The organism is Streptomyces sp. NPDC025273 (assembly GCF_040638585.1).
GTDB classification, from domain to species: domain Bacteria; phylum Actinomycetota; class Actinomycetes; order Streptomycetales; family Streptomycetaceae; genus Streptomyces; species Streptomyces cinereorectus.
The window spans coordinates 168,304-180,752 of sequence record NZ_JBEZYP010000014.1; the positions used below are offsets into that span (position 1 = coordinate 168,304).

Annotated in this window: 15 protein-coding genes; 12 read left to right on the forward strand and 3 right to left on the reverse strand. The window is 71.1% G+C overall.

The features are described 5' to 3' along the window. Position 1: 1 nt before the first annotated feature. From AB0F38_RS22980 to AB0F38_RS23025, 10 genes are all read left to right on the forward strand, one after another. Entirely contained in the window at positions 2 to 556 is a 555-nt protein-coding gene (locus AB0F38_RS22980; protein WP_361896406.1) for a hypothetical protein, read from the forward strand. Then, positions 549 to 1,721, forward strand: coding sequence for an SRPBCC family protein (locus AB0F38_RS22985; RefSeq protein ID WP_361896409.1), 1,173 nt, complete (start codon positions 549 to 551; stop codon positions 1,719 to 1,721). The genes AB0F38_RS22980 and AB0F38_RS22985 overlap by 8 nt, the downstream gene beginning before the upstream one ends. A gap of 61 nt (positions 1,722 to 1,782) precedes the next feature. Continuing rightward, positions 1,783 to 2,235: a gas vesicle protein gene (locus AB0F38_RS22990; protein WP_361896489.1), complete on the forward strand. Its 453-nt coding sequence runs from the start codon at positions 1,783 to 1,785 to the stop codon at positions 2,233 to 2,235. After that, positions 2,232 to 3,059 carry a GvpL/GvpF family gas vesicle protein gene (locus tag AB0F38_RS22995; protein WP_361896411.1) on the forward strand — a complete coding sequence of 276 codons (828 nt, stop codon included), beginning with the start codon at positions 2,232 to 2,234 and terminating at the stop codon, positions 3,057 to 3,059. The genes AB0F38_RS22990 and AB0F38_RS22995 overlap by 4 nt, the downstream gene beginning before the upstream one ends. 23 nt (positions 3,060 to 3,082) lie before the next feature. Next, entirely contained in the window at positions 3,083 to 3,319 is a 237-nt protein-coding gene (locus AB0F38_RS23000) for a gas vesicle protein (RefSeq protein ID WP_361896492.1), read from the forward strand. A gap of 51 nt (positions 3,320 to 3,370) precedes the next feature. Next, positions 3,371 to 3,772 (forward strand): gas vesicle protein K, encoded by a 402-nt coding sequence (locus AB0F38_RS23005; RefSeq protein WP_361896414.1) that lies wholly within the window; start codon positions 3,371 to 3,373, stop codon positions 3,770 to 3,772. Positions 3,773 to 3,819: 47 nt separating this feature from the next. Further along, positions 3,820 to 4,293, forward strand: a complete 474-nt coding sequence (locus AB0F38_RS23010; RefSeq protein WP_361896417.1) for a hypothetical protein — start codon at positions 3,820 to 3,822, stop codon at positions 4,291 to 4,293. 248 nt (positions 4,294 to 4,541) lie between these two features. Continuing rightward, a complete protein-coding gene (locus tag AB0F38_RS23015) occupies positions 4,542 to 4,688 on the forward strand; it encodes a hypothetical protein (protein ID WP_361896420.1) in 147 nt (48 codons plus the stop codon). 190 nt (positions 4,689 to 4,878) lie between these two features. After that, complete coding sequence (modA, locus tag AB0F38_RS23020) at positions 4,879 to 5,673, forward strand: molybdate ABC transporter substrate-binding protein (protein ID WP_361896423.1); 795 nt, start codon at positions 4,879 to 4,881, stop codon at positions 5,671 to 5,673. A 64-nt stretch (positions 5,674 to 5,737) separates the two neighbouring features. Next, entirely contained in the window at positions 5,738 to 7,684 is a 1,947-nt protein-coding gene (locus tag AB0F38_RS23025) for an ABC transporter permease (RefSeq protein WP_361896426.1), read from the forward strand. Positions 7,685 to 7,856: 172 nt separating this feature from the next. Here AB0F38_RS23025 and AB0F38_RS23030 read toward each other — a convergent pair whose 3' ends face one another. After that, entirely contained in the window at positions 7,857 to 8,432 is a 576-nt protein-coding gene (locus AB0F38_RS23030) for a flavodoxin domain-containing protein (protein WP_361896428.1), read from the reverse strand. A 223-nt stretch (positions 8,433 to 8,655) separates the two neighbouring features. Between AB0F38_RS23030 and AB0F38_RS23035 the strand changes: the two genes are divergently transcribed. Further along, on the forward strand, positions 8,656 to 9,126 hold the full coding sequence (locus AB0F38_RS23035) for a pyridoxamine 5'-phosphate oxidase family protein (protein WP_361896431.1): 471 nt from the start codon (positions 8,656 to 8,658) through the stop codon (positions 9,124 to 9,126). On the opposite strand, the gene AB0F38_RS23040 is transcribed toward AB0F38_RS23035, so the two are convergent. Then, positions 9,086 to 10,045: a LysR substrate-binding domain-containing protein gene (locus tag AB0F38_RS23040; RefSeq protein ID WP_361896434.1), complete on the reverse strand. Its 960-nt coding sequence runs from the start codon at positions 10,043 to 10,045 to the stop codon at positions 9,086 to 9,088. The genes AB0F38_RS23035 and AB0F38_RS23040 overlap by 41 nt on opposite strands. Before the next feature lie 73 nt (positions 10,046 to 10,118). Here AB0F38_RS23040 and AB0F38_RS23045 point away from each other — a divergent pair, with 73 nt between their 5' ends. Further along, positions 10,119 to 11,114, forward strand: a complete 996-nt coding sequence (locus tag AB0F38_RS23045) for a DMT family transporter (protein ID WP_361896436.1) — start codon at positions 10,119 to 10,121, stop codon at positions 11,112 to 11,114. Here the strand turns inward: AB0F38_RS23045 and AB0F38_RS23050 are convergent. Then, complete coding sequence (locus AB0F38_RS23050; protein WP_361896439.1) at positions 11,105 to 12,436, reverse strand: aminotransferase class I/II-fold pyridoxal phosphate-dependent enzyme; 1,332 nt, start codon at positions 12,434 to 12,436, stop codon at positions 11,105 to 11,107. The genes AB0F38_RS23045 and AB0F38_RS23050 overlap by 10 nt on opposite strands. Positions 12,437 to 12,449: the final 13 nt, after the last annotated feature.

Here is a 12,449-nt window from a genome sequence, read left to right on the forward strand (position 1 = left end):
GATGACCGGCAATATGAAGATAGGTGCGGCCCTTGTGGGCGGGTACCTCCTGGGACGCACGAAGAAAGCCAAGCTGGCAATCGGCTTCGGGATGTTCCTGGCGGGCAAGAAGCTGAGCCTGGACGGCAAACAACTCGGCAGGATGCTGGCCGATTCACCGCTTCTCGGCACCGTCAACGAACAGGTGCGCAAGGAGGTGGTGGGCGCCACGAAGCAGGCGGCCGCCAACGCCCTCACCCAGCGGGCGACCGGCCTCGCCGACTCGCTTCGCAAGCGCACCCTCGAACTCGAAGATCCGTCCGGCGCGGACGCGGAGGTGCGGGGCCGGGAACAGGACAGCGAGGAGTCCGAGGACACCGAGGAGAAGCCGCGACCGCGCCGCAAGCCTGCGGCCGAGGCGGCGAAGTCCGCGGAAGGGGCCACTTCGGGAGCCCGTCGGACCGCCTCGGGCGCTGCCCGGAAGAAGACCACGCCGGCCAGGCGCAAGGCCACTACGGGTGCCCGCAAGACGGCTGCGTCAGGCACTCGCCGTAGCGGGGGTGGCGACAATGGCTGACTCGGCCTTCGGCAGGTTCAAGGACGACGTCGCGAACAATCCCGCAACCGGCCGTCTCAAGGAAGAGCTGCAGAACTATCTCAAGGCCCGGACCCAGCACGCGGTCACCAGCCTGGGCCACAAGCTCGGCGACGGGGTCGGCAAGCTCGCGGAGGGAAAGGTGGGCCCCGGCGGAGCGGCGCGGGGCCTCGCCAAGGGCGGCAAGGCGCTCAGTGAGGGCAAGTCCCCGGCGCAGGCAGCCGTCACTGCCGGCGCCTCCCACGTGAAGGACGTCGTCAAGGACAAGGTCAAGGGTTTGTTCGGCAAGGGGCGCAAGGGCGGCGGGGGCAAGTCCAAGAGCGTCACCATCTCCGAGGACATCGACGTCGGTGTGCCCGTGCGTGAGGCGTACGACCAGTGGACGCAGTTCCAGGAGTTCAGCACCTTCGCGAAGGGCGTGGTGAGTGTCGACAAAGCCGACGACACAAGCAGCAACTGGAAGGTGAAGGTCGCCAAGTCGACCCGCAGCTGGAAGGCGAACGTCACCGAACAGGTCCCGGACGAACGCATCACCTGGACCACCGAGGGCGCCAAGGGAACGGTCAAGGGCGTGGTGACGTTCCACGCCGTCACGGACAACCTGACGCGGGTCCTGCTCGTCCTCGAGTACTTCCCCAAGGGGCTGTTCGAGAAGACCGGCAACATCTGGCGGGCCCAGGGTCGCAGGGCGCGCCTCGACCTCAAGCTCTACCGCAAGTTCATCATGATGCGCGGCGAGGCCACTGACGGCTGGCGCGGCGAGATCCGGGACGGCGAGGTCGTCCTGGACCATGACGAGGCCGTCGAGGAGGAAGAGGCACGCGCCGCGGAGGAGAACGGCTCGGAGACGGAGGAGCCCGGGCTCGCCGAAAGCGAGGCAGACCCCGGGCACGACGAGCATGAGGAGCGGGACGAGCACGACGACGAGTTCACCGAGGAGGAAGAAGAGGGTCCCGTCTCGGATCACGAGGCGGAGACGGACGAAGAACCCTCCCCGGAGGACGAGTACGAGGCGGAGGACGAGGAGCCCGAGGACGAAGTTCCCGCCGAGGACGGCTACGAGGACGAGGAGGAGCCTGTTGAGGACGACGAGGAAGAAGAACCGGCTCCGCGACGCCGACGCCGTACCGCGTCCGCACGTGGCTGACCTGGTGCGCCCCCAGTTCGGATGGGAATGATGAGACGTGTCCGATTCACTGGCCGGCCGTATGGGGGCCTCGACGTCCCCGTACGGACAGCAAGGGTCCTCCGCGAATCTCGCGGACATTCTTGAACGCGTCCTGGACAAGGGCGTCGTCATCGCGGGCGATATCCAGATCAACCTGCTCGACATCGAACTCCTGACGATCAAGTTGCGTTTGCTGGTCGCGTCCGTCGACAAGGCCAAGGAGATGGGCATCGACTGGTGGGAGCACGATCCTTCACTGTCCTCACGGGCGCACGTCGGCCAGAAGGCCGGGAACACGGTGCACGACGCCTCTCCGGTGGCGCATCAGGTGGAGGCGGAGAACGCCCGGCTCAGGGCGGAGATCGCCGAGCTCAGGGCAGCGATGGGACCGCCCGGCGCGTCGTCCGCGGAGGCCGGCCGGGGCGCACCGCCCCGGAAGCCCGAAGCGGAGAACGCGCAGGCAAAGGACACGGAAGGTGAGGAGTGGAAGTGACTGCGCCAGCGGACCCGGCGACGGCCTCGGCCATGGCCTACGTCTACGCCGTCAGCCGTGCGGGTGCCCCGCTCGAGCCGGTGCTCGCCGGGTGCCAGGGCCTGGAGGGCGGACCTCTGCGGACGGTCCGCGCCGGAGACCTCGCGGCTCTGGTGTCGTCGGTGCCGGCCGCCTCGTACGGCACCGAGGGTGTGAAGGCCGTGATGGAGGATCTGGGACAGCTCGAAGTGATGGCCCGGACGCACCACGCGGTCGTCGCAGCGGCGTACGAGCACGCGACCGTCCTGCCCATGCGGCTGGCGACGGTATACCTCGACGACGCCCGGGTCCGGACCATGCTCGGCGAACGCCGGCCGGAGTTCGGCGCTCTGCTCGCCCGCCTGGAAGGCCATGTCGAGCTCGGCGTCAAGGTCTACGCGGACCCCCGCGACGCGGCTGCGGCCGGCGGTGGGGGGCCGGACGCCGATGCCGAGCCGGCGGCCGGCCCTGGCCGGGCCTACCTGCAAAGGCGCAGGGCCCAGCAGCGGAACCATCGCGACATCTACCGGGCGGCGGGTGCCGTGGCTGCCGAGGTGCCCCTCCGGGTGGCCGACATCGCCAGGGCGCACGTCTCCCACCGGCCCCAGCAGGGAGACCTCGTCCAGGGTGCGGGCGAGAACATCCTCAACGCGGCCTATCTGGTGCGTGGTTCCGAGGTCGGCGCATTCCGCACGGTCCTCACCGGGCTCGCCGATGACGTACCGGGTGTGCGCGTGGAGATCACCGGCCCGTGGGCACCGTACTCGTTCGCGACGCCCCCCGCCGCGGCCGGTGGCGAGCGGTGACGAACGACGAGCTGAGCGCCGCGATGCCCGGCGCGGGGTCTTTCGAACCCCGCGCCGGGCAGTCCGCGGCGCCCGACGATTCCTTCGAATCGCTGGCGGGGCGGCAGGTGGCGTTGATCGACCTGCTCGACAGGCTGCTGAACGGCGGAGCGGTACTCACGGGAGACCTGGTTGTCTCCGTCGCCGATGTCGACCTGGTGCACATCAATCTGAGAGCCGTGATCCGATCGATCACCTCGGACGAGCCGTCGCCGTGGTGACGGCTGTCCGAAGGCCCGCCCGGCAAGGGCGAAGGAACGAGGAGAACTCCCATGGCTGAGCAGGCGGAACCGCACACGCACGCCCCGGACCTTCAGGACGTCGCCCAGGCGGCGGCGCGGGCCTTCGATCTCGCGCCGGCGGGGCCGGACGACCGCGACAGGCGCAGCGGACCGGCCCAGCGGCTGGAGACCGACGCGGATTCGGTGGAACGCGACCTCGTCAAACTGGTGCTGACCATCGTCGAGCTGCTGCGTCAGCTCATGGAGCGCACCGCCTTGCACCGGGTCGACCAGGGGGATCTGCGTGAGGACCAGGAGGAACGTATCGGAATGACGCTGATGATCCTCCAGGACCGGATGTCGGAGCTGTGCGAGCGCTACGACCTCACGGTGGAGGACCTCAATCTGGATCTCGGTCCGCTGGGTTCGCTGCTCCCCCGCGATTCCGGCTGATTCCACTCGTCCTGTTTCGAGCGAGATCGAGGGGTAACACGAAAACCATGACTGCAGAGAGCGAAGAAACCAAGAACATGAACGGTTCTGCGGCGAAGGCCGGTGCAGGTGCCAAGACGGCCGCCGCCAAGGGGCGACAGGCCGGTTCGGCCGCCGGTGACCGTGCCAAGTCCGGCTCGGCGGTCGCGGCCTCGAAGGCCGGGTCAGCGGCACAGGAGGCCAGGACGTCGGCCCAGGAAGCCGGGAAGTCCGCGGAGTCCGGCGTGCGCTCGGCGGGCCTGGCGGCGAGGCAGGCTGCTGCGGCCGGGTGGGAGACGGGACAGCAGACCGTCCGGGACACAGCGGGCAAGGTGGCCTCGACCGCCACCACAGCGTGGACCGTCCTCAAGCACCGCAAGGCGATAGCGGTGGGCGCCGCCGCGGGTGTCGGTGGCCTCCTCGGCGGTGCCTTCGCACTCGGACGCCAGACGGCCAGGACCCACGTCGGTCCGATCACCCGCCTGACCGGTGGACGAATCTGACCGGACCGCAGCAAGCACCCCCACTCCCAGGAGGGCCGACGGACCACCCGTCGGCCCTCCTTCCGTGCGTCAGCGCCTGAGGGGTGGGCAGTCGCCCGCTGCTACGCGCGTTGGTCACTAGGTTCCCCACTCTCCCGCGCGGGCCTGGCCGGCTGTGCGCCGTGTCATGGGTGCGTATGACGCCCGTCATGGGACCCCATGACGGAGCGCACTGCCGCCCGTCTCCTGCCGCCGGGAGTCTGGAGTGCATGAACGCAGTCATCGAAGCGGTGGCGCTGAGGCGGAGCTGTCGGGGATGCGACGCCGTACGCGGGATCGACCTCACGGTCGCCCGCGGGGAACTGTTCGCCCCGCTGGGAACCAACGACCGGGTCCGGGCTCTTCACGCCGCGTGAGGTGTGCCCGGTGCGGGGATGCCGGTGCGGGCGCCTCCTGGACCGCGGAGGGCAACCCTCCAGATCGAATCGCATATGCCAGGTGGAATAGGATTTCACTCTGTAAATGCAAGCGCGAAAGCTCTATTGTATGGCACATGCAGCCCTTTACTATCGGGCGGCCGACCGCGTGCCGAAGGAGTCCCGCCCCATGTCTGCCACCTCCACCAGGCGTCGTACCACGGCCGCGGCACTCACGGCGGCTCTGCTCGTTCCGCTGGCCGCCTGCGGCGGCGGGGGGAAGGACTCGGGTGACAACGGCACGGCCACCGGCGCCCCTGAGGCCGACCTGACGGTTCTGGCCGCGTCCTCGCTCACCGAGGTCTTCAAGACCGCCGGTGCGGTGTACGAGAGGGAGCACCCCGGAACCGAGGTGACGTTCTCGTTCGCCGGCTCGCAGGAGCTCGCCGCCCAGGTCGAGCAGGGTGCACCCGCGGACGCCCTGGTCACCGCCGACACCAGGACGATGGACGGCCTGAAGTCCGACACCGGAACGCCGACCGTCATCGCGAAGAACCGTCTGGTGATCGCGACGGGCAAGGGCAACCCGGAGAAGGTCGAGACCTTGGAGGACCTCGCCGACCCCGCGCTGAAGGTCGTCCTCGCGGCGCCGGAGGTTCCGGCCGGGCGCTACAGCCGGCAGATCCTGGACGCGCAGAAGATCGACGTGAAGCCGGTCTCCCAGGAGCCCAGCGTCCGCGCCGTCCTCAGCAAGGTCGGGCTGGGCGAGGCCGACGCCGGTCTCGTCTACAGGACGGACGCCGCGACGGCCACCGACAAGGTCGACGCCATCGACATCCCGGACGCCCGGAACGCCATAGCCTCCTACCCCGCGGCAACCCTCAAGACGTCGAAGAACAACGAGGCCGCGACCGCTTTCGTGACGTGGCTGTCGACCCCCGGGGCCCGGAAGATCCTCGCCGCCGCGGGCTTCCAGAAGCCGTGACAGACCACCACCTCGAGGGGCGGCCGGCCCGCACGCACGGCACCTCCAGCTCAGGGAATCCTCGATGAGACGCCTACGCCACCGCACCACCGGCCCCCGCACGCCGATCGCCCTGGCCATCCCCGCCCTGTTGGCCGTCGCCTTCCTGCTGCTGCCCCTCGTCGGGATCCTCTCCCGCACCTCGTGGGGCGACCTGAGCACTCATCTGACCAGCCCCGAGACGACCCGAGCGCTGACGTTGTCCCTGGTCGTGTCCGCCTGGGCGCTGGGCCTGTCCGTCGTCCTCGGCGTCCCGCTGGCCTGGCTCCTGGCCCGCGTCGACTTCCCCGGCAAGGCACTCGTCCGCTCCCTGGTGCTCCTGCCGATGGTGCTGCCACCGACCGTCGGCGGCGTCGCCCTCCTCCTGGCCTTCGGCAGGCGCGGACTCCTGGGGCCCTGGACGGAGGACACGTTCGGTGTCACGCTGCCGTTCCACACCTCCGGCGCCGTCCTCGCCGCGACCTTCGTCGCGATGCCGTTCCTGATCATCAGCCTCGAAGGGGCGCTGGGCGGTCTGCGCCCCGGCTACGAGGAGACCGCAGCCTCCCTGGGGGCTTCACCGGTGCGGGTGTTCTTCACCGTCACCCTGCCCATGGTCGCCCCCGGACTGGCCGCCGGCGCGGCCCTGACCTGGGCGAGAGCCCTCGGTGAGTTCGGTGCGACCATCACCTTCGCCGGGAACCTCCCCGGCGCAACGCAGACGCTGCCGCTCCAGGTCTATCTGCTGCTCCAGGACAACCCGGAAGCCGCCACCTCCGTCTCCCTGCTTCTGCTCGTCATCGCCATGGCCGTGCTCATCGCCCTGCGCGGGCGCTGGACCGGCACTCCGAACACCCCGGCACGGCCGCGGACTCCGGCAGACGATTCCGGGCCCGCCCCGCGGAAGGACGCGCATGCCGCTCCGGTGGCCACGCACCCCACGGCCGCCACCGAGGGCAGCTGGCCGCTCCACGCCGTAGTCACCGGATTCAACAGCCTCACGCTCGACGCGGATGCCGGGACGACCATCGCCGTCGTCGGCCCCAACGGCGCCGGAAAGACCACCCTGCTGCGCGCACTCCTCGGCCTCACCCCACGCGCCCACGCCGAACTCCGCCTGGGCGACACCGATGTGACCGCTCTCCCCCCGCACCTCAGGGGCGTGGCCTGGGTCCCGCAGGACGGCGCCCTCTTCCCTCACATGAACGCGCTGGCCAACACCGCCTACGGGCTTCGCGCGCACGGTGTGCCACGCGCCGAGGCCCGCCTCACCGCCCAGCAGTGGCTGGACCGCCTCGGCGTGGGTCATCTCGCGCACCGCAGACCGGCTCAGCTCTCCGGAGGCCAGGCCCAACGCGTCGCGCTGGCACGGGCACTGGCCGCCCGTCCCCGGCTGCTCCTGCTCGACGAACCGCTCGCGGCCCTCGACCAGACCACCCGCGCTCACGTCCGGCACACCCTTCGCCGCCATCTCGACGGCTTCGGCGGCGTATGCCTGATCGTCACCCACGACCCCGTCGAAGCTGTCGCGCTCGCCGACCGGGTCCTCGTCCTCGACGAGGGACGGGCCCTGCAGGACGCGCCACCCACCGAGGTCACCCGCCATCCCCGCTCCCCCTGGGTCGCCCGCATGCTCGGCCGTAACGCGTGGCCCGGCATCGCCGGCGCCGGAGGCGTCCGGCTCGACGGCGGCGGCGTCCTCGTCGCCGCGGATCCGCTCCCGCCCGGCACGAGCTGCCTCGCGATCATCGCCCCGGAGGCCGTCGCCGTACACCGGGACAGGCCCACCGGCAGCCCTCGCAACGTCTGGCCCGGCACCGTACGGGAGATCACCACCAGTGGGAGCCGGCTCCGTGTCCTGATCACCTCGGACCGGACGCCGGACCTCGTCGCCGAGGTCACCCCGCAGGCCGTCGCCGAACTCGGCCTCGCCGAGGGAACTCCTGTCTGGGCAGGCGTCAAGGCCACGGAAGTAACCGTCGTCCCCCTCTGAACGGACCCTGACACATGGTGACCCCGGGGCCGGCCGGTGAGCTGTTCGACCGGCTCCTGAGAAGACCGGGCGCATCTGAGGACGACCGGAGCACCTCGGTGGACGCGCGCATGCGTGAGCGGCGCAGCGGGATGCGGGACGGCGACGGACGGCAGGGGATCATCCGCCGGCCTCATGCCTGAGCGTCGCCGGCCTCCGCGCCGCGCCCGAGCACTTCGCGGCCGATCTCCCCCGCCCATGCGTCAACCGCCGGCCAGTCCCGGTAGTCGCCGTAGCGCAGGCCCATCACCCGGAACCTCACGCGCCCGGCTCGCGTCAGGTGTCCGGGTCCGATGACACCCGAGAACAGACGGTGACCGCGTGGACGCAGCTCGTCGATCAGGCCGCCGACCACATGGACTTCCTCCCGGCCGACCAGTGCCTTCCACGGGCCTCGCAGGGCAGCCGGCATCCCCACGCTGAAGAGCCACACGCCCCGGCGCACCAGCAGGTCCGCGTCGGCGTGTACGAACGTCAGAGCCTCTGGAAGCCACGCCATGTCGTGAACGGCACTGCCCACGACGAACGCGTCGTACGCACTCGGATCATCCACGGCGTCGACGGGAAGCGCATCGGCCTGGACCCCCTGCCGCGCCAGGCGAGCGGCGATGTGTTCGGCGACGCTCCGGGTGGAGCCGTGGACACCCGCGTACGCGACGAGCACACGGACCGTGTCGTGCCGGCGGGAAGGCTGCGCAGCGGTGCTCACGTCCGCCAGTCTCATCCACCGCGGACCTGACCGCGACCGGTGCGGGGCGACTCGATCACGCTCGTCCGAGGGGCTCCTGGCGCCGGGATGCTGCGTCGGCACCGCGACGCGGACCGTCGGGCGGGACCCATTGCGTGATCACGGACAAGCCTTCATGATTCCGAATGGCCGCGCATGGTTCCGCGTGGTTCCGCATCCGGCCCACCCCGACGAAGGGCGTCCCATGACCGCCACCCAGCGCCGCGGCCGTCGGATCATGATGAGCGACGCCGAACGGGACGCCTACCTCACCGGACAGCGCACCTGCCGCGTGGCCACGGTCTCCCCGGAGGGCCGGCCCCACGTCGGGGCACTGTGGTTCGTCTGGGACGGCACGTCGCTCTGGCTGTACTCCCTCACCCGGAGCCTGCGCTGGTCGCAGCTGCGGCACGACCCGAGGATGGCGGTGGTGGTCGACGACGGGGTGGAGTACGGAGAGCTGCGCGGCGTGGAACTGTCGGGTGAGGCGGAGACCGTCGGCGAGATCCCCCGCACGGGTGCCGCGTGCGCCGAACTGGAGCCTCCGGAGCGGATGTTCGCATCCAAGTACTTCGGTATGGACGCCCTGCCGCACGACGGACGGCACGCCTGGCTGCGGCTCACTCCGCAGACCGTCACGTCCTGGGACTTCCGGAAGCTGGCTGATCCGGCCTGAGGTCCTGGGCGACCGGGGCGTCCAGCGACCGCCCCGCGGCGCGCAGTGCCTCCACCGCCGCCCTGATCGACGGCCGGCGGTCCGCGTCCGTGCGCCACACCGCATGGACGTGACGCCGCATCGTCTGCCGCACCGGCACGAGCCGTACACCGTCCGGCACCGGCCCACGACCCAGGCGGGGAGCCACGCAGACTCCGAATCCGGCCTCGATCAGGGCGAGTTGTGTGTGATGTTCGCCCGCCAGGTGTGCGATGCGGGGCTCGATGCCCTTGGACCGCAGTGTGAACATCAGCCACTCGTAACAGAATTCGCCCTCCGGCCAGGACACCCACTCGTCGTCGGCGAAGTCCTCCAGGTCGACCTCCGCGCGGTCCGCGAGCGGGTGGCCGGCCGGCATGGCGATGTCCGGTGCGTCGTCGAGAATCTCGGCCTTGGCCAGACCGCCGGGCACGGGCAGCCTCTTGTTGCTCCAGTCGAGCACCACGGCGAGGTCCACGTCCCCCCGGATCACCGCGCGGATCCCGCTCTCCGGCTCCAGCTCCGTCGTGCGCAGCCTCAGCTCGGGATGATCCGCGCGAAGTGACGTGAGGGCGGCCGGGAACAGCCCGCGGGCCGCTGTCGGGAAGGCCGCGATCCTGACCTCGCCGACCACCTGGCCGCGCTGGGCCTCGATGTCGGACTGCGCGATCGCCACCTGGGACAGGATCTTCGCGGCATGGTCGGCGAGCAGCCGGCCCGCGTCGGTGAGGCGGACCCCCCGGCCGTTCCTGGCGAGGAGCTGCTGCCCCACCTCGCGTTCCAGTTTGGACATCTGCTGGGAGACCGCCGATGTCGTGACGTGAAGACCGTCGGCGGCCCCGCTGACCGAGCCGTGCCGGGCGAGGGCATCCAGCGTGCGCAGGCGCTCCAGATTCAACATCTAAGCGATGCTACGCGAAAGGAACCACGAAATCTCACTTGTCCTACGCGAATCGTGCCGTCATCGTTGACCCATGAGCGCCCCTCCCGCACCGAGAACCGTCCCGCCGTCCAGCACCCCCGTGCCCGCGACCGCCGCCCCCGCCCCGCGACCGGCCATCGACTGGCGCATCCGCTTCGTGGCGCTCGCCCTCATCTGGGGATTCAGCTTTCTCCTCATCAAGGTCGGCACGGACGGGTACGCGCCGTTCCAGGTCACGTTCGGACGCCTGCTGTTCGGTACGGCGGTCCTCGCCGTGGCGATGGCGGTCCGCCGCGAACGCCTGCCGCGCTCCGGCCGGACCTGGGGTCACCTCTTCGTCGCCGCGTTCTTCCTCAACGCGCTGCCGTTCTCGCTCTTCGCGTACGCCGAGCTGACCATCCCGTCCACGCTCGCCGGAATCTGCAACGCGACCTCGCCCCTGTGGGGCATGGCGCTCTCGCTCGTCGCCCTCTCCGAGGACCGGCCGACCCGCCGCCGCGTCGCCGGGCTGGGCCTGGGCTTCATCGGTGTACTGACGGTGCTGGGCGCCTGGCAGGGCTTCTCCGGCCTGGACCTGAGCGGCACGGCGATGGCCCTCCTGGCCTCCCTCAGCTATCCCGTCGGCTGGATCTACCTCCGTCGCACCCTGGCGGGCACCGGCTCGTCGGCGCTGGCGATGACCGGCAGTCAGCTGTTCCTCGGGACGCTGCAACTCGCCGTGGTCACCCCTGTGTTCACCTCGCTCCCCGACAGCTTCCCGCTCCTCCCGACGCTCTCCGTGATCGCGCTGGGAGCGCTCGGCACAGGACTGGCCCTCCTTGTCCAGTACGGACTCGTGACGGAGGTCGGCCCGACGACAGCTCAGATGGTCACCTACTTCATCCCGGTCATCGCGACCGCGGCCGGCGTGGCCCTTCTCGACGAGCAGCTGAGCTGGAACACCCCGGTCGGCGCCCTGATCGTCCTTGTCGGCGCCGCACTCACCCAGAGCCGGGCCCGCGCCGCCCACCGGACCACCGGAGGCCGCCGCCCCGCGGCTCAGCCGTAGCTGACGGGCCGGACGGGCCCCACCGCGGCCGCGACCGCGTCCGCCAGGGGCGCGATGTCGCCCGCGGTCAGCGGGGACACCGTCAGGCGCATCCCCTGCGGCGAATCCATCCGGAAGCGCGCCCCCGGGGCCACCGCCCAGCCCGAGTGCAACAGCCGGGCCACCGTGCCCGTCTCGTCGCTGACGGGCACCCACACGTTCATTCCGCTCCGCCCGTACGCCGGGACGCCTCGCGCGTCCAGCGCATCGATGAGCGCCTGCCGGCGCTCCCCGTAGGACCGGGCGATCACCGCCGCGTCCACCGCCCCCGACGTCCACAGGTGCACCACGGTCCGCTGCAGCAGCGTGCTGACCCAGCCGGGCCCCAGCCGCTGGCGTCCGGTCACCCGGTCCACGGTCAGCGCGTCGCCCGTGAGCACCGCGAGGCGCAGATCCGGTCCGTACGCCTTGGCGACGGACCGCACCAGCGCCCAGCGTTCCGTGACCCCGGCCAGGGGGTGCAGCGGAAGGTCGACGATGGCGTGGCCGTGGTCGTCCTCGATGAGCAGGACATCCGGGCGTTCCGCGAGGACGGTCCGGAGCTCGGCCGCCCTGCGGCCGCTCACCGCCGCACCGGTCGGGTTCTGCGCCCGGTCGGTGACGACCAGGGCCCTGGCTCCCGCCCGCAGGACCCGCTCCACCTGGCCGGGCAGCGGGCCCTCCTCGTCCAGCGCGACCGGCACGGCACGCAGTCCCAGCGCCGGGACGAGGTCCAGCAGACCGCCCCACCCCGGGTCCTCGACGGCGACCGCGTCGCCGGGCTTGAGATGCGCCGACAGCACCCGCTCGATCGCGTCGAGGGACCCCGAGGCGACCGCCAGGGGGCCGGCGGGCACACCGTCGGCATCCATCGCGGCCCGCGCGAACGCCGCGAGTCCGGGAAGGACAGGGGCGTCCCCGTACATGCCGGGCTGCCGGGCGTACGACCGCGCGGCGGCGGCCAGTGCCTCGTCGAGGTCCGGCAAAAGGGCGGGATCCGGGTTGCCCTCACCCAGGTCACGCACACCCGGCGGCGCCTCGATCCGGAGCGAGCCACGCGCCGTGCTCGCGGGGCTCGAGCGCACCCTGCTCCCTCTGCGGCCCGCCGTCTCGATCACTCCGCGCTCGCGGAGCGTCCGGTAGGCGGCGGCCACCGTATTGGGGTTGACGCCGAGCAGGGACGCCAACTCCCGCATGGGGGGCAGCGCATGACCGGGCGCGAGGTCTCCCGAGCCGACCCCCCGCTCCACACTCGCGGCGATTTCCGATGCACGCCGCCCACTGATCCGATACTCTCCTAGCACAAACGTGATTATG

Excerpts from the sequence above, each read along its gene's own strand:
- AB0F38_RS22980 (WP_361896406.1), top strand. The coding sequence starts at position 2 with ATGACCGGCAATATGAAGATAGGTGCGGCCCTTGTGGGCGGGTACCTC.
- AB0F38_RS22985 (WP_361896409.1), top strand. The coding sequence starts at position 549 with ATGGCTGACTCGGCCTTCGGCAGGTTCAAGGACGACGTCGCGAACAAT.
- AB0F38_RS22990 (WP_361896489.1), top strand. The coding sequence starts at position 1,783 with ATGGGGGCCTCGACGTCCCCGTACGGACAGCAAGGGTCCTCCGCGAAT.
- AB0F38_RS23000 (WP_361896492.1), top strand. The coding sequence starts at position 3,083 with ATGCCCGGCGCGGGGTCTTTCGAACCCCGCGCCGGGCAGTCCGCGGCG.
- AB0F38_RS23005 (WP_361896414.1), top strand. The coding sequence starts at position 3,371 with ATGGCTGAGCAGGCGGAACCGCACACGCACGCCCCGGACCTTCAGGAC.
- AB0F38_RS23010 (WP_361896417.1), top strand. The coding sequence starts at position 3,820 with ATGACTGCAGAGAGCGAAGAAACCAAGAACATGAACGGTTCTGCGGCG.
- AB0F38_RS23015 (WP_361896420.1), top strand. The coding sequence starts at position 4,542 with ATGAACGCAGTCATCGAAGCGGTGGCGCTGAGGCGGAGCTGTCGGGGA.
- modA (WP_361896423.1), top strand. The coding sequence starts at position 4,879 with ATGTCTGCCACCTCCACCAGGCGTCGTACCACGGCCGCGGCACTCACG.
- AB0F38_RS23025 (WP_361896426.1), top strand. The coding sequence starts at position 5,738 with ATGAGACGCCTACGCCACCGCACCACCGGCCCCCGCACGCCGATCGCC.
- AB0F38_RS23035 (WP_361896431.1), top strand. The coding sequence starts at position 8,656 with ATGACCGCCACCCAGCGCCGCGGCCGTCGGATCATGATGAGCGACGCC.
- AB0F38_RS23040 (WP_361896434.1), bottom strand. The coding sequence starts at position 10,045 with ATGTTGAATCTGGAGCGCCTGCGCACGCTGGATGCCCTCGCCCGGCAC.
- AB0F38_RS23045 (WP_361896436.1), top strand. The coding sequence starts at position 10,119 with ATGAGCGCCCCTCCCGCACCGAGAACCGTCCCGCCGTCCAGCACCCCC.